The 20,076-nt window shown below is 42.6% G+C and carries 20 protein-coding genes and 2 tRNA genes; 12 read left to right on the forward strand and 10 right to left on the reverse strand.

Annotated elements, in window-relative coordinates:
- Window positions 1-741: 741 nt before the first annotated feature.
- From D1136_RS10480 to D1136_RS10495, 4 genes are all read left to right on the forward strand, one after another.
- Complete coding sequence (locus tag D1136_RS10480; RefSeq protein ID WP_161877574.1) at window positions 742-1,053, forward strand: helix-turn-helix domain-containing protein; 312 nt, start codon at window positions 742-744, stop codon at window positions 1,051-1,053.
- Window positions 1,054-1,085: 32 nt separating this feature from the next.
- Window positions 1,086-1,409 (forward strand): helix-turn-helix domain-containing protein, encoded by a 324-nt coding sequence (locus D1136_RS10485; RefSeq protein WP_161877575.1) that lies wholly within the window; start codon window positions 1,086-1,088, stop codon window positions 1,407-1,409.
- 431 nt (window positions 1,410-1,840) lie between these two features.
- Window positions 1,841-2,329, forward strand: a complete 489-nt coding sequence (locus D1136_RS10490) for a hypothetical protein (protein WP_161877576.1) — start codon at window positions 1,841-1,843, stop codon at window positions 2,327-2,329.
- A 25-nt stretch (window positions 2,330-2,354) separates the two neighbouring features.
- Window positions 2,355-2,756 carry a hypothetical protein gene (locus D1136_RS10495; protein ID WP_161877577.1) on the forward strand — a complete coding sequence of 134 codons (402 nt, stop codon included), beginning with the start codon at window positions 2,355-2,357 and terminating at the stop codon, window positions 2,754-2,756.
- Window positions 2,757-2,881: 125 nt separating this feature from the next.
- Here D1136_RS10495 and D1136_RS10500 read toward each other — a convergent pair whose 3' ends face one another.
- The 3 genes from D1136_RS10500 to D1136_RS10510 form a co-directional block, all read right to left on the reverse strand.
- The gene (locus tag D1136_RS10500) at window positions 2,882-3,283 is read right to left on the reverse strand and encodes a hypothetical protein (protein ID WP_202623113.1); all 402 of its coding nucleotides are present in this window, start codon (window positions 3,281-3,283) and stop codon (window positions 2,882-2,884) included.
- On the reverse strand, window positions 3,283-4,521 hold the full coding sequence (locus D1136_RS10505) for a site-specific integrase (RefSeq protein ID WP_161877578.1): 1,239 nt from the start codon (window positions 4,519-4,521) through the stop codon (window positions 3,283-3,285). Before D1136_RS10505 ends, D1136_RS10500 begins: the two co-directional genes overlap by 1 nt.
- Window positions 4,522-4,762: 241 nt before the next feature.
- Window positions 4,763-4,836: transfer RNA gene (locus tag D1136_RS10510), tRNA-Asp, on the reverse strand.
- Window positions 4,837-5,058: 222 nt separating this feature from the next.
- Here D1136_RS10510 and gcvH point away from each other — a divergent pair.
- Entirely contained in the window at window positions 5,059-5,433 is a 375-nt protein-coding gene (gcvH, locus tag D1136_RS10515) for a glycine cleavage system protein GcvH (protein WP_161877579.1), read from the forward strand.
- A gap of 199 nt (window positions 5,434-5,632) precedes the next feature.
- On the forward strand, window positions 5,633-7,015 hold the full coding sequence (gene glmM / locus D1136_RS10520) for a phosphoglucosamine mutase (RefSeq protein ID WP_161877580.1): 1,383 nt from the start codon (window positions 5,633-5,635) through the stop codon (window positions 7,013-7,015).
- Window positions 7,016-7,114: 99 nt separating this feature from the next.
- Here glmM and D1136_RS10525 read toward each other — a convergent pair whose 3' ends face one another.
- Entirely contained in the window at window positions 7,115-8,293 is a 1,179-nt protein-coding gene (locus D1136_RS10525) for a class I SAM-dependent rRNA methyltransferase (protein WP_161877581.1), read from the reverse strand.
- A gap of 134 nt (window positions 8,294-8,427) precedes the next feature.
- Here D1136_RS10525 and pgl point away from each other — a divergent pair, with 134 nt between their 5' ends.
- On the forward strand, window positions 8,428-9,132 hold the full coding sequence (pgl, locus tag D1136_RS10530) for a 6-phosphogluconolactonase (protein WP_161877582.1): 705 nt from the start codon (window positions 8,428-8,430) through the stop codon (window positions 9,130-9,132).
- Between the two features lie 104 nt (window positions 9,133-9,236).
- On the opposite strand, the gene D1136_RS10535 is transcribed toward pgl, so the two are convergent.
- Window positions 9,237-9,482 (reverse strand): sigma-70 family RNA polymerase sigma factor, encoded by a 246-nt coding sequence (locus tag D1136_RS10535; RefSeq protein ID WP_161877583.1) that lies wholly within the window; start codon window positions 9,480-9,482, stop codon window positions 9,237-9,239.
- 141 nt (window positions 9,483-9,623) lie between these two features.
- On the opposite strand from D1136_RS10535, the gene D1136_RS10540 reads away from it, so the two are divergent.
- Window positions 9,624-11,012: a DEAD/DEAH box helicase gene (locus D1136_RS10540; protein WP_237567057.1), complete on the forward strand. Its 1,389-nt coding sequence runs from the start codon at window positions 9,624-9,626 to the stop codon at window positions 11,010-11,012.
- Between the two features lie 20 nt (window positions 11,013-11,032).
- Here D1136_RS10540 and D1136_RS10545 read toward each other — a convergent pair whose 3' ends face one another.
- The gene (locus tag D1136_RS10545) at window positions 11,033-11,587 is read right to left on the reverse strand and encodes a hypothetical protein (protein ID WP_161877584.1); all 555 of its coding nucleotides are present in this window, start codon (window positions 11,585-11,587) and stop codon (window positions 11,033-11,035) included.
- Window positions 11,588-11,958: 371 nt separating this feature from the next.
- Here D1136_RS10545 and D1136_RS10550 point away from each other — a divergent pair, with 371 nt between their 5' ends.
- The gene (locus D1136_RS10550; protein ID WP_161877585.1) at window positions 11,959-13,338 is read left to right on the forward strand and encodes a tryptophanase; all 1,380 of its coding nucleotides are present in this window, start codon (window positions 11,959-11,961) and stop codon (window positions 13,336-13,338) included.
- A gap of 68 nt (window positions 13,339-13,406) precedes the next feature.
- On the opposite strand, the gene D1136_RS10555 is transcribed toward D1136_RS10550, so the two are convergent.
- Entirely contained in the window at window positions 13,407-14,015 is a 609-nt protein-coding gene (locus tag D1136_RS10555) for a DUF4251 domain-containing protein (protein ID WP_161877586.1), read from the reverse strand.
- 164 nt (window positions 14,016-14,179) lie between these two features.
- Here D1136_RS10555 and D1136_RS10560 point away from each other — a divergent pair, with 164 nt between their 5' ends.
- Window positions 14,180-15,196, forward strand: a complete 1,017-nt coding sequence (locus tag D1136_RS10560) for an alpha/beta fold hydrolase (RefSeq protein WP_161877587.1) — start codon at window positions 14,180-14,182, stop codon at window positions 15,194-15,196.
- Window positions 15,197-15,306: 110 nt separating this feature from the next.
- On the opposite strand, the gene D1136_RS10565 is transcribed toward D1136_RS10560, so the two are convergent.
- Window positions 15,307-15,380 (reverse strand) — tRNA-Pro (locus tag D1136_RS10565).
- A 92-nt stretch (window positions 15,381-15,472) separates the two neighbouring features.
- Between D1136_RS10565 and D1136_RS10570 the strand changes: the two genes are divergently transcribed.
- Both D1136_RS10570 and D1136_RS10575 read left to right on the forward strand, forming a co-directional pair.
- A complete protein-coding gene (locus D1136_RS10570; RefSeq protein WP_161877592.1) occupies window positions 15,473-16,096 on the forward strand; it encodes a SagB/ThcOx family dehydrogenase in 624 nt (207 codons plus the stop codon).
- 36 nt (window positions 16,097-16,132) lie between these two features.
- Entirely contained in the window at window positions 16,133-17,563 is a 1,431-nt protein-coding gene (locus D1136_RS10575) for a bifunctional UDP-sugar hydrolase/5'-nucleotidase (RefSeq protein ID WP_161877588.1), read from the forward strand.
- Window positions 17,564-17,609: 46 nt separating this feature from the next.
- Here the strand turns inward: D1136_RS10575 and D1136_RS10580 are convergent, their stop codons facing one another.
- Together D1136_RS10580 and D1136_RS10585 are read right to left on the reverse strand one after the other, a co-directional pair.
- Window positions 17,610-19,121 (reverse strand): potassium/proton antiporter, encoded by a 1,512-nt coding sequence (locus D1136_RS10580; protein ID WP_161877589.1) that lies wholly within the window; start codon window positions 19,119-19,121, stop codon window positions 17,610-17,612.
- A 46-nt stretch (window positions 19,122-19,167) separates the two neighbouring features.
- Window positions 19,168-20,076, reverse strand: a 909-nt coding sequence (locus D1136_RS10585; RefSeq protein ID WP_161877590.1) for a hypothetical protein, incomplete at its 5' end; no start/stop codon positions are given.

The raw sequence follows: 20,076 nt of genomic DNA on the forward strand, positions 1-20,076 counted from the left end.
GTAGAAAAGAATTTAGACTATATTTTGTAATTTATTGTATTTTAAACCAAGTAAACCTATTTCAGGAAACTACATAGGAATCCCCGGTGTATTATCCCAAATAAGTTGATTTTAATGTAAATAAACCAATGGCAGGATACAAAGTCCCCTCCCTGCGCGTCTTAATTTTATGTGGGATACGACTTTGGAGGTTTCCCCTGCTAAGGTTTAGGCTCTTTTCGGATGCTCAAAATGTTTTGAGCGGCTGAAAAGATACCTTGCTATTAGCAGACGCTAATAAAATCCGCCGGAGGACGGATTGCCAATAAACTGATAAACGGAGGGAGGAAAACTCCTCACATGATGTTACCGTTCGGTGACAAAATTAGGGAGCTTATGTGTCTGAAATCTACTTTTCCGGTACGCCAACCGCTACCAATTAGAGAGGAAATATAACATTGGTGACATTCTTCCACTTATTTATTACCATACGAACCAATAAAGGATGGTTGAGTGCAATATACGAGCGTTGAGTGAAACCAACCAACGAAAAGGTGGCTAACCCGCCCAACGTTGTAACCACCCAACGGCGGATTCTTGGTACGTTGGGTGGTTGGTGCATTTAATAAGGAAATCAGTGCCAATCGCTACCACCTTATGCCAAATGCTGCCAGTTCCTCCGATATGTATGATAATCTGAATAAAAGCGTTTTACTTCGCAGATGAAATAAAACCAGTAGTTACACTTAAACCAGTAAACGTATGGAAGTAATCAGCATTGAAAAGAAAACATTTGAAGAAATGACCTTGAAATTTGATGAATTTGTCAAACGGATAGAAAATGTCTGTCACCGGAATAGTGACAAAGGCATGGGAGAATGGCTGGACAATCAAGAAGTTTGTAAATTACTAAACATCTGTCCCCGTACCTTACAGACCCTTCGGGATAACGGTACCTTAGCTTATAGCCAGATTCAACACAAAATCTATTATAAAGCCGGAGACGTCCAGCGTATTGTTTCCGTTGTGGAGAACAAACGAAAAGAAGCCAGATTCAGGAACAAAACGATTTAAAAAAGCAGCAAAACCACTAAATCCCTGATAATATGAACGAACTGATAACGAAAAACAATGAACGGGTAACCCGCTTCATGAAAAGTCTTGAACGGATGACAGAGGGAATAGAACACCTTGCCACGAATTGCCGTCCTCTTTTAAGTGGCGAACACTATCTGACGGACAGGGAACTTTCCGCCCGGCTGAAAGTAAGCCGCCGTACCTTGCAGGATTACCGGAACGAAGGTCGCCTTCCTTATATCCTCTTGGGTGGTAAAGTCTTATACCGGGAAAGTGATATTGAGAAGATATTGGAAGAGGGGTATCGGGAGGCATTCCGGTTGAAAGACAGGAGTGCTTTCTGCTTTTCTTGAAAGAGCGCAGTTCTCCGTCTGCTTTCTGTATGGCATCAGCCATCCTTAAAAAGAAAACAGCTTACCGGGTGACATCCTCTCGGAATGTCCTGCGTAGGCTGTTTTTTCTGTTTTCTTTCCGTCGCTTGTTCCCGTTGCCGGGTGCTTTTTGGGGTGTGCCATTGACAGATGCAAGGTTTTCGGATAGAATACGCTCCAAGGGAGGAAGATTGTATCCGAAACGGCTCTGCCGCCCGACCTTGCAGTTTTCAGCAGAAAACAACACCTATCTTTGCATCCGGATAGCGGAAACAGGCGACGGAAATGGTATAGGTTCGTTTAACTTTCTTGTTTTATTAAAACAATCTTCTTTTTTGATTATTTTTGTAAGGACTTGGTTGTTTTTTCAGTTACATTAAAAAGTGCTGTTATGTTTTATTAACTTGTTGTATATGAAAGTTATTTATAGTTTTATATTAATCGAAGTCTTACTGTGTATTGAATCATGTTGTCTTGTTTGTCCTCGTCTATCAAATGACACGCCTGTTGAATGTTCAAGGTTAATTGTCAATCGGTTGGAACAGGATATAGACCTAAAAATTTATTCTCCATTCTCATTGGATGTTGGGAATATTAAGCGAGATAGCATATGGCTTATGGAAAAGATAGCCATTGTGGAGGAATTTGAACCTTTTGACTTTCTGAATGCCAATATTGATTCAGTTGTTGTTTATGCACTTGACGGTAAAACATTAAAAGTATGGCGTAAGTCTGAACAAAACGAAGAGGGACATCATTTTTTTGACGAAAGTTCCCATAAAAAAAGAGAATGGGAAGATAGAAAGTATACATATTATGAATGGACGTTCGAATTACTTCCGGAAGATATTCAGGGTGAAATATCAGGTCTTGAGGCAAGATTTAAAGAATATGGTTTTTAACTATTTAATAGTTACATTGATTATTATGATTCAGGCTTGTGATCCTTCAGATTATAGAGATCCGAGAAATAAATGTGAGTGGTATGTAACCAATCTTACAAAAGATTCTTTATTAATCAAAACCACTTTTTCTTCTTATGAATCAGTGATATTAGTTCAGGATACTACAATACTAATTGACAATACCGCTTTCCCAAAACATGATAATGGGATTTTTTTCCAGGGAATATACAACTTTAATACAATAGATGATTCTGTTGTTGTTTGTAATATAAAAGGAGATGAACTCATTGTTTGGAAAGAATCCCAGCGGAATGATCCCGGCAAACAATTTTTCAATGAAAAGTATTGGCAAAAGCGTGAATGGGAGGATGGGAGATATACATATCATGAGTGGACTTTTGAGTTATTGGCTGAAGATTTATAATTTCTAAAATATGAAGATTATTCCAGCTACCCTGTTCTCAGATACACTTTAAGACTGCATCTTATAAATAATGGTAATGATATACAATCTAAAAATAAAATAGAGATTGTATATCATTACTTTAATTAATTATACAAATTTTCTTTATTCCGCCCTTGTCGGTTGAAAATTCCTGTGTGTACAATAAGGTAAACTGGAGGTGTTGATGTGGTATTCTTCCCGGAACAGGCCCGTTTCATCAGAAACTGCCGGCACATACGGCTCCTTTTGCTCTGTATTTTGAATGAAACCGCCACGACCATTTCAAGGTTGTAAACATCGTAACTGATACCATCGGATTGTTTCACATACTTCATCGTTTCAAACTCATATAGTTCCTCATTCCGGTAAATGGACTTGATACTCCTGCGTACATCATACTCAAACACACCGAGCATATCGGCAATTTCCGGCAGGGTCATCCATACGGGGACATCTGGCACTACGACTGCACCCGTTTCACTGATAGTAATAATCCCTCTTTTCATTATACACACTCCTTTAAAAAACTCTTTTCCACTTTTCCCATATCCCGCATAATAGACTGGTCCAACACCTTGGCATAATGCTGTGTCATTTTGATATTGGCATGTCCGAGAATCTTCGCCACATTTTCCATGCTCACCTCATTGGCTAAAAACACGCTCGTCGCTGCCGTATACCGGGCAACATGTGTCGTCAGCCGTTTCTGAATCCCGCATAGGTCGGCAATCTCTTTCAGATAGGCATTCATCTTCTGATTACTCAACACCGGGAACAAGACATTTTTCGCCACGCATTCGGGACAACCCGCATACTTCTCAATCAACCTTCGGGCAGGGGAGAGAACAGGAATATTGCACATCTGTTTCGTTTTCTGCCGGGCTTTCCTTATCCACAAGGCCCCGTTGTTGTCTTTTACAAGATGCTCCCGGCTAAGCTGGTATACATCCGAGAACGCCATACCGGAAAAACAGCAAAAGGCAAAAACATCGCGTACCTGCTCCAGCCGTTTAATGGCAAACTCCTTGTTCATCAACACCTCTAATTCTTCCTTCGTAAGAAACTCCATATTCACTTCGTCCATCTTGAAATGAATGCCGTAAAAAGGGTCCTTTGTCATCCACTCATTGGCTAAGGCAATGCGGATAACCTTTTTCAGATTCTTCAAATGTTTCAGCGCGGAATTATTCCGGCAATTCATGGTAGTCTTGAGCCAGTATTCAAAATCCCGGATAAACTGCCCGTTCACTTCATTCAGAAACACATCCTCCCGATGATACTGCGAGCGGATAAACACCTTTAAATGCCGGATAGACGTTTCAAACTTCTCCACGGTAGCCGGGGAATACTCCTTCCCGATTAATCCCCTGCATTTCTCGTTATGCTCCGCATATACTTCCAGCAGGGAACGTTGTGCTTTATCCCGTCCGTAGAACCTGTCCCGGACAACGGTAGCGGATATTTCCTTGCCGTCCATTTCCAGCTCGCGGTGAATCTGCAATATTTTAGCCCGTACAGTTCCGATATAGTAATTAAGTTCCACAGACGCCCGGTCTTTCCCTTTGGAACACTCCTTGGCTTGATTCCACAGCTCTGCCGGAACACTCCGTTTAATCATAATCTCAGCTTTCTGCTTGTTCACTGTGAGGCGCATACAGATAGGTGCCTCACCGTTTTTCAGCAATTTCTGCTTCTTGATGTAAAACAAAACGCTGAATGTCGAACGTCTTTTTTCTTCTCCCATGTTTTAAACTTTTTTAATGGTACAAACTTAGGTTTCTTTGTTCCGGACGTCGGTACGCAAAACGTTGTAAAACAGAGAAGAAGAACCTAAATCGTTGGACTTTTCCGGGAAGAAAAAAGTCCAACGATTAAGCCCGTGGCAACTGCCGGATTCGGGTACTTTTTGCAGGGGTGAGTGGAAAAAGAAAAAGTCCCAAAGTATTAAACTTCAGGACTTTTCTTGTTTTTTCGTCTTCATTAAGCGGTGCGGACGGGACTCGAACCCGCGACCCCAGGCGTGACAGGCCTGTATTCTAACCAGCTGAACTACCGCACCAGTTCTTTTAGGGAGGGCTATCATTTGATAGCGGTGCAAATGTAGAATGTTTTTTTGAGGTTTGCAATAGTTGGAGTGAGAAAAAAGAAAAATATTTAATAAAAAAGGGAATGAGGATTTTAAGTTTTTGATTAACTTTGGCGATAGCTATATTTGCTAAATAGGTGAAAGCACATGGATGTTTTTGGCTATAAAATTAATGTTAACACTAAATTATTAATAATGAACGTACCAGCAGGATTAAATTACACCGAGGAACACGAATGGATTCGTGTGGAAGGTGATGAAGCAGTCGTAGGAATTACCGATTATGCTCAAAGCCAATTGGGGGATATTGTTTTTGTAGAATGCGAGACTGTAGGGGATGAATTGAAGGCAGGAGATACTTTTGGAACAATTGAAGCTGTAAAAACGGTATCTGACCTTTATTTACCGGCAAGCGGAGAGGTTTTGGAGTTCAATGAAGCATTGGAAGACCAACCGGAGTTAGTGAATAAAGATCCGTACGGTGAGGGGTGGATTGTTAAAATCAAATTAAACGATAAGGCTGAATTAGATGGTTTGTTGAGTGCTGATGCTTATAAGGCGATTATTTAATTTCAGGTAAAAATCATGAAAGCTGTATTTCTTTAGAGGAAGTACAGCTTTTTTTGTTTTAGGTTTGTAATATTTATGTCTATTTTAGGAGAACTTAGTAATTTTTTTTAATTTTGAGGTGCATTAGAAGAAAGAATAGTTTTCTTTATATGGTGTGGGAAGGGAATAGGAAGTCGTACCATTTATAATTATTTAAGTTATGACATTAATCAAATCAATTTCCGGAATTCGGGGTACAGTAGGGGGATGTCCTGGTGATAATCTTACTCCGTTGGATATAGTTAAGTTTGTTTCTGCGTATGCCACCTGGTTGAAGACTGGTGCGGGCAAAAAGAAAGCGCGTATTGTATTAGGGCGGGATGCCCGTCTTTCCGGTGAGATGTATGCGAAACTGGTGTCTGCCACTTTAGTAGGACTGGGGCATGATGTCGTAAATATAGGAATGGCAACGACTCCTACGACGGAAATTGCGGTGACTGCGGAAAAAGCGGATGGCGGTATTATTTTGACAGCCAGCCATAATCCGAAGCAATGGAATGCCTTAAAGTTGTTGAATGCTGACGGAGAGTTCCTCTCGGCTGCCGATGGGGCACAGGTATTGGAGCTTGCTGCAAAAGAAGATTTTGAATATGCCGGAGTGGATGAGTTGGGGTGTGTGGTGGAAAAGGATTATACGCAATATCATATTGATGAAGTTTTAGGTTTGAAACTGGTAGATAAGGAGGCAATAGAGAAAGCTCACCTGAAAGTTGTGGTGGATGCCGTTAATTCTATCGGAGGGGTGGTGATTCCCCGTTTGCTGAAAGCATTGGGAGTAAATGACGTGGTTGAATTGAATTGTGAGCCGACGGGAAAATTTGCCCATAATCCCGAACCTATTCCTGAGAATCTTACCCAGATTGCGGCAAAAATGAAAGAATGCCATGCGGATCTGGGTATTGTCGTTGATCCGGATGTAGACCGTTTGGCGTTAATCAGTGAGACGGGTGAGATGTTCGGAGAGGAATATACTTTGGTTGCTGTTGCAGATTATGTACTGAGGCATACACCAGGGAATACGGTGTCTAATTTGTCTTCTTCACGTGCATTGAGAGATATAACGGTTGCTGCAGGACAGGAGTATAATGCAGGAGCAGTGGGGGAAGTGAATGTGGTGGCTAAGATGAAGGCGACTCAGGCAGTGATTGGTGGGGAAGGGAACGGGGGTGTAATTTATCCGGAGAGTCATTACGGCCGTGATGCTTTGGTGGGGGTCGGACTGTTTCTTTCCCATTATGTTGCCAAGGGAAAGAAAATGACAGAGTTGAAAAAAGATTATCCTCAGTATTTTATTTCTAAAAATAAAATTACCCTTTCGCCTGAGATGAATGTGGACAAGATATTGGAAGGGCTGAAAAAGAAATATGCTAATGAGAAGGTGACGGATATTGACGGGGTAAAGATTGACTTTGCGCATGGCTGGGTACATTTGCGGAAATCCAATACGGAACCGATTATCCGTATTTATTCAGAGGCGAAAGATGAAGCTGCTGCCAATCAGCTGGCTGAGGAAGTGATTGCAACTGCAAAGACTTTATTCTGAGATTGAGTGGGATTTATGCTTCACGGGACGTGGTGTGACGGAGCAGAAGGAATATTTGCCGGACAGAACTCTCTCTGTCCGGCAGGTTTTTATATGGCCTTATTCAACATACAGGACTAATCCTTTCAGGTATTCTCCTTCGGGATGGTAGATGCTGACCGGATGGTCTGCTGGTTGTGTAAGCTGATGGAGAACGGAGACTTTTCTGCCGGTGTTGGCGGCAGCCGTAAATACGGTTTGTCGGAAGAGTTCTCTGGTCATGACCTGGGAACAGGAAAAGGTAAAAATGATGCCGCCGGGTTTGATAACTTCAATGCCTTTCCGGTTGAGTTTTTTATATCCTTGGATGGCATTGTTCAGGACGTTCTGATGTTTGGCGAAAGCTGGCGGGTCCAGGATGATCAGGTCGTATTTATTATACGAATCTTCCAGGAATCTGAAGGCTTCCTCTGCGAAGGCTTTATGGCGGGTGTCGCCCGGAAAATTTAGTTCTACATTTTGATTGGTCAGTTCAATGGCACGGGCTGAGACATCCACAGAATGTACTGACTCGGCACCTCCGCGCATGGCATAGAAGGAAAAACCTCCGGTGTAGCAGAACATATTGAGTACTTGCTTGCGGTAAGCATATTTTTCCAATAGCTTTCGGTTTTCTCTTTGGTCAATAAAGAAGCCGGTTTTTTGTCCTTCAAGCCAATCCACGTTGAATTTCAGTCCGTTTTCGAGGGCTATAAAGTTTTCTGCTTTCCCGTATAGATAACCGTTTTTAGGTTCGATGGCAGCTTTGTAGGGTAAGGTCCCTTCTGATTTATCGTATATGGCTGTGAGTTGCGAACCTAAGACTTCTGATAATGCTTTGACAATATTGTTTTTTTCGAGGAACATTCCCACGGAATGGAATTGGATTACAGCCACGCCGGCATAGTAGTCAATGACCAGGCCTGGCAGGTTGTCTCCTTCGCCATGTACCAGCCGGAAGACATTGTTGTCCGGGGTGGGGGTTAAACCAATGGCTTCTCTTTTTTGGTAGGCTTTTTCAATTCTTTTTTTCCAGAAAGAATAATTTATGGGTTCGTCGGTAAAAGTAAGTATCCTGACTGCGATAGAACCGATTTGGCAATGGCCGGTGGCTAAATAGCGATTGTCGGAAGAGTAGACTTTTACCAGTTCTCCTTCCTGCGGATGGCCATCTGCCCGGGCGATGGCTCCGGAAAAAATCCAGGGATGATACCGGAAAACAGAACGGTCTTTGCCAGGTTTGAGTATAATTTTATTCATGGAACAGAATGGTTGGTTCTGTTGCAAAAATAGATAAAATATGACAGAATTTCATAAAATTCCGTACATACAGATTGAAAAAGGTTGTTGAATACAGTAAATTGACGGAACTTTAAAGTTTAAATATTCAGGAAATGAAGCTTTGTATTTTTAATTCTGCGGAAGAGGTTTTGCAGTGTCTGAGTAAGAATCTGGCATCTTGTATGGAAAAACACGATGCTCCTTTTCATTTGGCTCTTTCCGGGGGCAGTACAGCCCGGATGATGTTTGAATTTTGGGCGGAGAAGTGTAAGGGTAATATTCATTGGGAGCAATTGCGCTTTTATTGGGTGGATGAAAGGTGTGTGGCTCCTGATGATGAGGAAAGTAATTTTAAATATGCTGAGGATTTGTTGTTCAGGCCGTTGGGTATACCTGCAGAGCATATCTGTCGTATTCGTGGAGAGGAGAGACCTGAAATGGAAGCGGAGCACTATTCGGAATTGGTGAGACGGTCATTACCGGATTTTTCTGGTTTGCCTCGTTTTGACGGGATTATTTTGGGTATGGGAGAAGATGGTCATACCGCATCTATTTTTCCGGAATGTCCGGAATTGCTAACGGACAAACGTTGTTATGCGGTAACCCGGCATCCTCAAACCGGTCAGAAAAGAATCACCATGACCGGCACTTTGATATTAAATGGAAAAAACATCTGGATGCCTGTCGTGGGTACACGAAAAACTGCTGTTTTGCAAAAAGCAATTTCCACTACCTGGCCTGGAGATTGGCCGGTTGCTTATATTATTTCCCATGCCCGTGAGGTGATTGTGTTTACGGATTCGGGTATCGAACTTTAAATGCATTTTGCATTCACTTTTGTTTTATAATTTAATATTAACAACTGATGTCCGCCTCGCATTACAGGCTATTTCGGGAGTGAATACAAAATGCATGCATGGTTTTAGCATTCTAATAATTCTTTGGCTTTTTGCAGGATGGTGGTGTCATCCAGTTTAACAATACCTCCATTGGGTCCTTGTTCGATATGTAGTCCGACGGCTTTACCTTCTTTGTAATGGTCTCCACCGAAGTAATTACGGACTGTTTCTACGGAAATCCCCAGGTCGTCAGCAATTTTCTGCATACTTCCTGAAGGTAGCATGTCTTTGATTTTTCTCAATTCATTGAAAGTAATCATTGTAGTCATATCTCAAAAGTTTTTATGGTTAATCAGTGGAATAAATATAGAATTTAATTTTATAACAAACAAATAAAACGTTTGCGGAAAGTGGATAAAAAGTAGAAGAGAATTATTAAATGATTGAAACAAAATAGTTTGCAAAGCCGGATGGAAAATAATTTTTCTGCCGGCGTTCTTTTTTGTATTTTTGTGGCTGAGGGGTGGAGTGTTTTAATCATTTTTAATGAAGGTAATATGGCTTTTAGGGATTTGAATATTAGTAAACAGATACTCATGGCTTTGGAAGAGGCGGGTTTTGAACAGCCTACTCCGATTCAGGAACAGGCTTTTCCGGTTATCCGGTCGGGAAAGGATATGATAGGAATAGCTCAGACCGGAACGGGAAAGACTCTGGCTTATCTGATACCTTTGTTGATGAAGTTGCATTATGCCCAGGGGAGTTATCCGAGGGCCCTGATTATTGTTCCTACCCGGGAGCTGGTGGTACAGGTCTGTGAAAGTGTGGAGTTGTTGACGGAATTTATGGACCTCCGGTGTGTGGGGATATATGGTGGGACGAATATCAGGACGCAGCAGGCTGCTGTGTATGAGGGGACGGATGTGCTGGTGGCTACTCCAGGCCGGTTCATGGATATTTATATGAATGGTATTATCCGGACGAGTCAGGTTAAGACAGTGGTGGTGGATGAGGCGGACCGTTTGATGGATTTGGGGTTTATGCCTCAGTTGAGAAGTATATTGGAAGTTATTCCGGAGAAGCATCAGACTTTGTTGTTTTCGGCTACTTTTTCTGCGACTATAGATGAAATGGCCCGGGAGTTTTTGGCTCCGGCTCCGGTGAGGGTGGAAACGGTAGCTCCGGCTACTCCGGTGGAACATGTCTCTCAATTGAGTTATGAGGTGCCGAATATAGCGACAAAAATTAATCTTTTGAAGTTGTTGCTGGAGGATAAGGACGTGTTTTGCAGGGTGATGGTTTTTACGGAAACCAAGAAGAATGCAGATCGTATTGTAGAAAAACTGGGGGATTATTGGAAGGGAGAGTTGAGTGTGTTGCATTCCAATAAAGCCCAGAATTCCCGGTTGAATGCCTTAAAAGCTTTTAAGGAAGGAAGAACCCGGATTTTGGTGGCTTCGGATGTTGCTGCGAGGGGGATTGATGTACAGGAAGTTTCGCATGTTATTAATTTTGATATACCTTCTATCCCGGAGGAGTATGTACATCGTATCGGGCGGACAGCCCGTGCGGGTAGGGAAGGGACAGCCATTAGTTTTGTGAGCGGCAAGGAAGAACCCCGCTTTGAAGCTATAGAGATGTTGATAAGTCAGCAGATTGTACGGGCTGAATTGCCGGAGCATCTTGAGATTTCAGATCTTCTGATGGATGAAGAGAAGGTACAGACTGCTAATATTGTATATCAAAGAGGCAGACCCCAGGGGGGAGGTGCTTTTCATGCAAAATCTGCCAAAAACAGTAAAACACCCCAGAAAGTCCGGATGAACCGGACAAAAGAAGGAAGAAGGAAAAAGAGATAAGGGGGAAAAGGTGGTCTGTTTTAAGCAATTTTTGTGTTTTTCATTGCTTCGGCTTTTATAATCTTCAAAATTTTGTCTGCTTGCAGCTCAGAGGTGATGTACAATTCCAAAATTTTTTGTGCCAAAAGACTGGCGGGTGAGTCTTCCCGGCATTCTGTTGCGGCTTTGTTGATGAGGGTGGTCATGTTGTCTTTAAAAGCTACGGTGACCGTCCAGGCGTTTTCACTCAGATAAAGCTGCTGGGAAAGGTTGTATTCAAACTCCTGTCTGATTTCATTTAATAGTAACAGTTGGTATTCTCTGCAAGAGGATGTTGAGGACAAAGTCCGCGGAATGAGAGAATCTGCTTTCAGGCGCTCGATCAACAGGATGATGCGCTCGTAAGCCAACAGTTTGAGATGGAGAAGGGTTTGGACCGGAGAATGGTTTGCTTCCGGTTGTGATTGTTTTTTAGCGGATAGTTGTATGTATTTGTTGACTAATATTTCCAGTAAGGAAACGGTTTTCCGTAGTAACGGATACAATAAAACGGTGAAAATGACTATGGGGATCAGCAGATAAAAGGTTGCATTCATAAGGTTTTCTTGTTTCTGCAAATATAAGAGATATGCTTTATTCCTAAAAGTTTATTCTGCATGTTTTTTAGGTCGACAGGATATTGCCCGATATTAGCCTGATTGCTGGGGAAGAAAGAAGGGGTTGTTTTGGATTTTTCGGATTATTTTTTATTTTTGCAATCGTATGCGAAAACAGCAAAATAACATATTGCCGTTAAATCATCTTTTCCTGAATATTAAAAAACGGGACGAGTTCAATTTCTGAACTTTGTCTTTTTCATTATCACTTTTTATACAGAGGATTTCATCCAGCCATTTCTTGGGTATTATGAGTTGGTAGGTAAACCGGACTCAGAAATTATATTTTTAAATTTAAAATGATAAATATTATGGAGTTACCATTTGCAGAATCGTTTCGTATTAAGATGGTGGAAACCATCCGTAAGAGTACGCGTGAAGAGCGTGAACAATGGATCAGGGAAGCAAAATATAATCTTTTTAATCTGAAAAGCGATCAGGTGTTTATTGATTTACTGACGGATTCCGGAACAGGGGCAATGAGCGATAAACAATGGGCGGAGTTGATGCTTGGAGATGAGAGTTATGCCGGCGCGCGTTCCTATTATAAGATGAAGAATGCCATTGAGGGTATACTGGGATTTGATTATTTTTTGCCTACCCATCAGGGACGGGCTGCCGAGAATGTACTTTATTCCACAATCGTCAAGGAGGGAGATGTGTTGCCGGGTAATTCACATTTTGATACTACCAAGGGGCATATTGAATTCCGGAAGGCATTGGCGATTGATTGTACGATTGATGAGGCTGCCGATACCCAGTTGGAAATTCCTTTTAAAGGGAATATGGACCCTGCTAAACTGGAGACTGTGCTGCAGAAGTATCCGAAGGAAAAGATACCTGCTGTTGTGTTGACGGTAACGAATAATACGGCTGGCGGACAGCCGGTGTCTATGCAGAACATCCGGGAAGTTTCTGCTTTGTGCCGGAAATACGGAGTGAGTCTGCAGATTGACTCTGCCCGGTTTGCAGAGAATGCTTATTTTATCAAGACGCGGGAAAAGGGTTACGAGAATAAGACCATCAAGGAGATTGTGAAGGAGATGTTTTCTTATGCTGATATTATGACTATGTCGTCTAAGAAGGATGCTATTGTGAATATGGGTGGTTTTGTGGCATTCAGGAGTGAGGAGTTGTGGAAACGCTGTCAGATGTTTTGTATTATGAATGAGGGTTTTATTACTTATGGTGGGATGTCCGGCCGGGATATGAACGCTTTGGCGCAGGGGTTGGATGAGGGAACGGAGTTTGATTATCTGGAAACCCGGATTAAACAAGTGGAATATCTTGGTACAAAATTGGATGGATATGGAATTCCTTACCAGCGGCCTGCCGGCGGGCATGCTATTTTTGTGGATGCGAAGAAGATTTTAACTCATGTGCCGAAGGAGGAGTTTATCGCTCAGACACTGGGTGTGGAACTTTATCTTGAAGCTGGTATTCGCGGTGTGGAAATCGGTTCTATTCTGGCTGACCGTGACCCTGTGACCCGCGAAAACCGTTATCCACGTCTGGAGTTGTTGCGTCTTGCCATTCCGCGTCGTACTTATACCAATAATCACATGGATGTGATTGCCGCTGCATTGAAGAATGTGTATGACCGTCGCGAATCTGTTACGCGGGGATATGTTATTACGAAGGAGTTTCCGATTATGCGCCACTTTACTGTGGAACTGGAAAAAGCTAAATGATGGTGGAATTGTGATTTCTGATTCCCGGTAATTTTTATTACCGGGAACTGAAAATCATTATTTGGGGGTTAGAAACTGATGAAACCGCTTCTAAAGATACCCGATTGTGAAGTGGGTACCAGTATTCCTGAAAAAGTCAGATTGTTGTTGTTCATCATCGGATAGACGGTTGCGTTGGCATAGTTGCTGGAGGCGCTCAGGTTAACGATGACCTGTGCTGTTAAAGCTGTGCCGTTGACATAAAAGGAATAGGTGATATTACCATGTTTATCGGTGTTACTGGTGATTTGGGAGGGGGTGCCTTGTACAGTGATGCCTCCGAGCCCGTTAGGTCCTGCAATGCCGTTAAAGGCCAATTGGACGTAAACCGTATTTCCTTTGAATTGAATGAAATTGGTGTTGTCAGATACGGGAATTGCTGCTCCCCGCGGACCGTACAGTGTGTTTGCCATCAGGACCCAATTCCGGTCTTTCAGAGCTTCTATTGCAGCTTTAAAGGCTTCCTGGTCTGCTAATTCCCTGGCTTTTTTACGTTGGTCTTTTTTGAGTTGCCGGATTTGTTTTTTGGTTAATTCCTGGTAGTGTACCGGTGTTTGGTTTTTAGGGGTCTGGGCCTGACTTTCTCTTGCAGGCAGAAATAGTGCCGCAATTAAGAGCAGAAATAAGAATTGTTTCATAACGAATCGTTTTACTTGGTTGTTTGTAATAGTAGTGTTATGTTTGGTTGATATTGATGTTTGTTTACTGTCTGTTCATTTTTACAATATACGTGCAGTTTTTACTTTAGTTTTGGATATCCGTTATTTTTCGTTATTTTGTGAAATAAATCAATATGGTTTCTATGCAAAATTTTTTATATGCTGTCTTATTATTGCAATTCTTTATTGTGTTTCCGGCTTTAGGTCAGGATTTTTCTGCGAAAGAAATCAAAGTGAGGGCGGCTGACGGCGTGGAAATGGGTGCGACTTTGACCTGGCCTGCAAAAGAAATTCGACCTAAGGCTGTGTTGGTTCTTGCTACCGGTAGCGGGATTCAAAATCGCGATGAAGAGATAATGGGTAAAAAACCTTTCAAGACGCTGGCAGAATTCTTATCCTCAAATGGATTTGCTGTTTTAAGGGTGGATGACAGGGGTTTTGCCAATCCCGGGGATGCTGAAATTGCTACTTTTGACACTTACACCGATGATGTTGCTGCGGCTGTGTCTTTGGTTGATTCATTATATCCTGCGATTCCCGCAGGCATAATCGGACACTCTTGTGGGGGGGCTTATGCTATCCGCATTGCTGCCCGTAATGGCGGTGTGGATTTTATTGTGACGCTGGCGGCTCCGGCATGGAGTGGTGATTCTCTCATTATATCACAATCCCGGACCATTGCGACACAATTGACCGGACGTTGGGATGGGGAACAACTGCAGAGACAAATTATGGCTATTGCTAAATCGGAAGAGCCTGACCTTTCAGCCAGAGAGAGGATCGTTGAGGCTTTTCATGAATTTGCGGGAGTGACAGCTACGCTTCCCCAGGTGCAGCAGCAGATACAACAACAAGTATCGGGCATTTTATCTCCCTGGTACCGTTCTTTGCTTCGTTATAATCCAGCCGGAGATATAGCTTCTGTAAATATACCTTTCCTGGCTCTGAACGGAAGTAAAGACATGCAGGTCCTGGCATCAAATCTTTTGACGATAAAGGAATTGAATCCGAAAGCAGAAACGCGGTTAATTGAAAACCATAACCATCTTTTTCAGTTTTGTCAGACAGGGATGATGCAGGAATATGCTACTTTGCCGGGGGATTTCAGTGACTTAACCCTGCAAAGCATCCTGGAGTGGTTAAATAAGATTGTTAAGTAGCAGTGATTTTATTCCGGCCTCATACATTTAAAACTACGGAAGGACCATAAAGACGGAGGTTTAAAATAAAAAGAGGTTAGATCTGTTATCTAACCTCTTGATTCTCAGTGTCGGGATGACAGGATTTGAACCTGCGACAACACGCCCCCCAGACGTGTACTCTACCGGGCTGAGCTACATCCCGAAATGCTGCACAAATGTAAAAGTAAAAAATGGGATTTACAAGAAAGATAACGAAAAAATATTTAACTTGCCATCCTAAAAAATGATAGCATGATGAAAACATTAGCACTATTTTGGGTATTCGTTTGTATTTTTGTAGGATTGCGGGCCCAGGAGTTAAATACGATTTTGTTGCATCTTCCTGATGTAAAGCGGGGATTGCCCGTAATGACGGCGCTGGAGCAACGTCGTTCAACGCGGGAATATTCGGAAAAGAGATTAGAATTGCAGGATTTGTCCGATTTGTTGTGGGCTGCCGTTGGAGTCAACCGTCCGGAGTCCGGGAAGCGAACGGCTCCGTCTGCTCTGAACCGGCAGGAGATAGAGGTATATGTTTGTTTGCCTGAAGGAGCATACCGGTATGATGCTAAGTCACATGCCTTGCAGCCTGTGGTTAAAGGGGATTACCGGCCGGCTGTTGCCGGCGGGCAGGATTTTGTGAATCGGGCTCCCGTTTGTTTGGTGATTGTGGCCGATACTGATTTATTTCAAGGGGAAATTTTGATGCCGGCCGTTGATGCCGGAATTGTTTCACAGAATATTTCCTTGTTTTGTGCTGCTACGGGTTTGGTAACTGTGCCCAGGGCTTCGATGGATCATGCACAATTGAAAAAAGTATTGAAATTAAAAGAAGGACAGCGTCCTTTAATGAACCATCCGGTTGGATATGCGAAGTAAATATTTCGGAATGCCGGAGCGCTAAAGATAGAATAAATGAACTTACTTGGAAGATTAGGAATACTGCTATGGGTGGTGATGGCAGTATGCAGTTGCAGCAAAGAAACGGAAAAAGTGGTGATTCTGGCTACTAATGATATGCATGCCCAGATTTCCAGATTCCCTCAACTGGCTGCCTTTGTGGAGCAAAAGCGTGCAGAAGGGGGAGAAGTGATTGTGGTGGATGCCGGGGATCGTTTTTCCGGAAATCCGTATGTAGATAATGCCGGGGAGCGGGGTGAACCGATGATTCAGTTGATGAATAAGGTCGGTTATGAAGTTGCTTGTATGGGGAATCATGATTTCGATTACGGACAGCAAACTCTTAAGAAGAGATTGGAAGAAGCAAATTTTCCGGTGCTTTGTGCGAATATGGTTTCGGAAAATAGCGAATTGGGCGCGTTATCTCCCTATTATATATTGGAAAAGGGCGGGTTGAAGTTTTGTTTTTTCAGTTTGATTCAAACGGGGACCAACCATATTCCGGCTACTAATCCCGGGAATCTGGAAAATATATCGTTCCGCTATTATAAAGATGTGGCCCGGGAATATAAGCAGTTGGCGAAGGATTGTGATGTGATGATAGGGTTGACACACCTTGGGTTTGCACATGATTCGTTGTTGGCGTTGGTGATGCCTGATTTTGATGTGATTGTGGGAGGACATTCCCATACGGTTATCCGGGAACCTCAGTTGATAAACGGGGTTTTAGTTACCCAGACAGGCTCTAACCTGAATTATGTCGGAGTAACGACATTGGAATTTAAGAGGAAGAGGTTGGTGAGTAAATCTTATACGTTGGTTAGTCTTAAAGATTTTGAGACAGCAGATGAGGAGGTTGCTTTGATGGTAGAGAAAATCAACAATCGTCCTGAGTTTAAAAAAGTGGTGGGACAAGCCGGTGCTGACCTGTCAACTAAGGAAGAGGTAGCGTCTTTGATGACTGATGCTATGTGTGAAGCAGCTGGTTGTGATTTTGCTTTTTACAATAAAGGAGGAGTCCGGTTGAACTCTATTCCCAAGGGCGATATTACAATGGAGATGCTCTATAAATTGGAACCTTTTGCGAACTATATTGTGAAGTATGAATGGAATCTGGAGCGGATGAAGGAATTTATCTTAAGAGACTATAATCGGGTAGCAGAGCCGGAAAAACGTTATATCAATTACTTTATATCTGCCGGGAGGTATGAAATTGTCCGGGATGCTGCGGGGAATGGAGTGGATGTTCGGTTTTACGATAAACAGGGAAAGCTCCTGCGGAATGAAAATAAATATAAGGTCGCGGTTAGTAATTACGTGGCTTCTGCCGGTAAACTGGGAGAAGAGGGCGTGGTAACGCATATTCCCATTACGGAAGCTGTGGTCGGTTATCTGGGAAGGCAAGGGTGTGTGGCTTATGAAGGGGGTAGGACCCGAATAAAATAAAACTGCAAAGTTTTAAAGGGACCTTGAACGAGTGGGGAAGCGAAGTTCAAGGCTCTGTATTTTTAGAGATACTGAACTCTTCAATTCCCAGAAGTTCATAGACTTTGCGGAGTTCAGTTTCGTTGTCGGAAATAATCAAAAGTTTGTCGTTCGGAAATAGTTGGGAATGTCCGTTGGGTACAAAATAGCGATTGAATCTTTTGACTAAGACAATCAGGGTGTTTTCCGGAAGGGGAATATCAATCAGGTGGTCGCCGGCAGTAAGCATATCAGTATTCACTGTGATTTCTGAAAATATGGATTTTATTTCTTCCGGCAGGTCCATGTCAAATTCCCGGACAAGTTTTCGGGTTTTAAAAGATAGTTTGAGTTTACGGGCAACGAAACTTACGGTAGCGCCTTGAAAAACCAACGAAAGCAATGTAATGAAAAATACGATGTTGAATATCTGGTAAGCCCCCTGGATTCCGGCGATGAGGGGATATGTTGCGAAGATGATGGGCACGGCTCCCCTTAATCCTATCCAGCAAACGTATAACCTGCTTTTGAAAGTCATTTTCCGGAAAGGAGCCAGACAAATCAACACACTGACGGGCCGGGCTATCAGGATCATGAAAAATCCAATCAGTAGTCCGATCCAGGAGATATGGAATAATTCTTTTGGATTGACTAACAGTCCCAGAGAAAGAAACATGATAATCTGAAATAACCAGGCGGTTGCATCAAAGAAGTTGGCTATGTTTTTTTTGTAAACAATCCGGCGGTTACCGACAATCAGACCTGCAATGTAGACTGCTAAATAACCGTTGCCTTTCAGGGCTTCGGTGAAAGAAAAAATAAAAAATACCAAAGTGAGCAGGATAATCTGATATAACGAAGAATTGGGTATCTGAATGTGATTCAGGATATATACGGTAAAGCGGCCCAGTAAATAACCTGCTAAGGCACCGATGCAGAACTGCCGGACAAAGGAAAGCAGAATTTGTCCGAAATGCATCTCTCCCGATTGTATAATTTGGATGAACAGAATAGTTAGCATATAGGCCATGGGGTCGTTGCTTCCGCTTTCAAGTTCCAGTAAAGGACGTAAACGGTGTTTGAGTTGTAAATCCTTGGAACGTAGTATGTTAAATACGGATGCTGAGTCGGTGGAGGACATGACTGCGGCCAGTAGCAAGCAGCCCGCCCAAGTGGCTTTCGTTGCCGGAAAGGTCCAGTGAGAAATGAAATAAACGAAACTGCCCGTCAGAAAGGTGGTCAGTAAGACGCCTAAAGTGGCTAATGTAATTCCCGGACCAATAATGGGTTTGATTTCTTCTATTTTAGTATCCATTCCTCCGGAAAAAAGAATGATGCTCAGAGAAATGACACCAATAAATTGAGCGGTGGCCGGATTGGAGAATTGGATGCCAATGCCGTCTTGTCCGAATCCCATTCCCACCAAAAGGAAGAGCAATAAGACCGGTATACCAAGCCGGATGCCGGTTTTACTGATGACAATGCTGATAAACAACAAAACAGAACCTATCAGCAGTATATTTTGAGTGGTGATAAACATGTGCGTTCTTTTGGCATTAAACGCAGTTCAACCGGTAAATGTTTTTTCAATATTTTTTTCTGCTTGTCTCAATTGTCATTGTAGATCGTATCATCTCTCCTTTCGGGGTGATGCCTTCCAGTTTCACGGTGAAGGGCCCTTGCCGGTCTGTGGTGTAGAAACGCAGCGTGGCCGGTTCTCCTTTTCTCAGACGTACATCCGGGTTCCAGTATAGCGTTGGACGCTCGTTGGGAAGAGGGTTGCTGCATTCTTCTTTTACCTCGTATCGGGGTACATAAAACTCTGCAGGCTGGTGGTACCCCAAAGGTGTAAAACGGTAGAAATCCAGTCCGCGCAAAGTAAAATCCGTACCTTTTTTAAACTGGAGAAAAATATACATACATTGGTCGTCAGCGCTGGTTGTATATTCTGCCCGGTCAATACAATTTATCGGTATATTGGCGAGTAAGTATGACATATCCACGGTCCCGAAATCTTCCGGAATATTTTCTAAAGAGATATGAACTTCTTTTTGTTTTATTTGACCGTAAGATATGATTTTTTTGCCAAGGGTATCTTTGGTATATATTCCCGGAATGGAAAGAACCCAATCCAAAGCCTTTTTGAATTTTTCTTCTTTCAAATCATGTGCCTCCAATGCTTTCAGAGGTTTTGTTCCGGAGAGATATTTCGGTTTTGTAATTACAGCTTCCTCCAGCCGGTATATTTTCTGTCCGTTCACATAGTAATACCCCAATGTACCGACTTCCCGGTAAACGGAGTCTTCTTCTTCTTTCCCGTTTTTCCATCCATGCCGGGACATTAAAGGTATCTGCAAATTTCTTATGGAATCCTTATTAAATACCAATTCAATCCATTTCCTTCCAGCCTGTGTAAAAGATTGGAATATAAATTCCGTACTGTCGGGATATTCCACACAGAAGTCAAACGAGCTTGTACTGTCAATGGGAATTTC

It is taken from the genome of Odoribacter sp. Z80, from assembly GCF_009935865.1.
Lineage (GTDB): Bacteria > Bacteroidota > Bacteroidia > Bacteroidales > Marinifilaceae > Odoribacter.

Excerpts from the sequence above, each read along its gene's own strand:
- D1136_RS10480 (WP_161877574.1), top strand. The coding sequence starts at position 742 with ATGGAAGTAATCAGCATTGAAAAGAAAACATTTGAAGAAATGACCTTG.
- D1136_RS10485 (WP_161877575.1), top strand. The coding sequence starts at position 1,086 with ATGAACGAACTGATAACGAAAAACAATGAACGGGTAACCCGCTTCATG.
- D1136_RS10490 (WP_161877576.1), top strand. The coding sequence starts at position 1,841 with ATGAAAGTTATTTATAGTTTTATATTAATCGAAGTCTTACTGTGTATT.
- D1136_RS10495 (WP_161877577.1), top strand. The coding sequence starts at position 2,355 with ATGATTCAGGCTTGTGATCCTTCAGATTATAGAGATCCGAGAAATAAA.
- D1136_RS10500 (WP_202623113.1), bottom strand. The coding sequence starts at position 3,283 with ATGAAAAGAGGGATTATTACTATCAGTGAAACGGGTGCAGTCGTAGTG.
- D1136_RS10505 (WP_161877578.1), bottom strand. The coding sequence starts at position 4,521 with ATGGGAGAAGAAAAAAGACGTTCGACATTCAGCGTTTTGTTTTACATC.
- gcvH (WP_161877579.1), top strand. The coding sequence starts at position 5,059 with ATGAACGTACCAGCAGGATTAAATTACACCGAGGAACACGAATGGATT.
- glmM (WP_161877580.1), top strand. The coding sequence starts at position 5,633 with ATGACATTAATCAAATCAATTTCCGGAATTCGGGGTACAGTAGGGGGA.
- D1136_RS10525 (WP_161877581.1), bottom strand. The coding sequence starts at position 8,293 with ATGAATAAAATTATACTCAAACCTGGCAAAGACCGTTCTGTTTTCCGG.
- pgl (WP_161877582.1), top strand. The coding sequence starts at position 8,428 with ATGAAGCTTTGTATTTTTAATTCTGCGGAAGAGGTTTTGCAGTGTCTG.
- D1136_RS10535 (WP_161877583.1), bottom strand. The coding sequence starts at position 9,482 with ATGACTACAATGATTACTTTCAATGAATTGAGAAAAATCAAAGACATG.
- D1136_RS10540 (WP_237567057.1), top strand. The coding sequence starts at position 9,624 with ATGGAAAATAATTTTTCTGCCGGCGTTCTTTTTTGTATTTTTGTGGCT.
- D1136_RS10545 (WP_161877584.1), bottom strand. The coding sequence starts at position 11,587 with ATGAATGCAACCTTTTATCTGCTGATCCCCATAGTCATTTTCACCGTT.
- D1136_RS10550 (WP_161877585.1), top strand. The coding sequence starts at position 11,959 with ATGGAGTTACCATTTGCAGAATCGTTTCGTATTAAGATGGTGGAAACC.
- D1136_RS10555 (WP_161877586.1), bottom strand. The coding sequence starts at position 14,015 with ATGAAACAATTCTTATTTCTGCTCTTAATTGCGGCACTATTTCTGCCT.
- D1136_RS10560 (WP_161877587.1), top strand. The coding sequence starts at position 14,180 with ATGCAAAATTTTTTATATGCTGTCTTATTATTGCAATTCTTTATTGTG.
- D1136_RS10570 (WP_161877592.1), top strand. The coding sequence starts at position 15,473 with ATGAAAACATTAGCACTATTTTGGGTATTCGTTTGTATTTTTGTAGGA.
- D1136_RS10575 (WP_161877588.1), top strand. The coding sequence starts at position 16,133 with ATGAACTTACTTGGAAGATTAGGAATACTGCTATGGGTGGTGATGGCA.
- D1136_RS10580 (WP_161877589.1), bottom strand. The coding sequence starts at position 19,121 with ATGTTTATCACCACTCAAAATATACTGCTGATAGGTTCTGTTTTGTTG.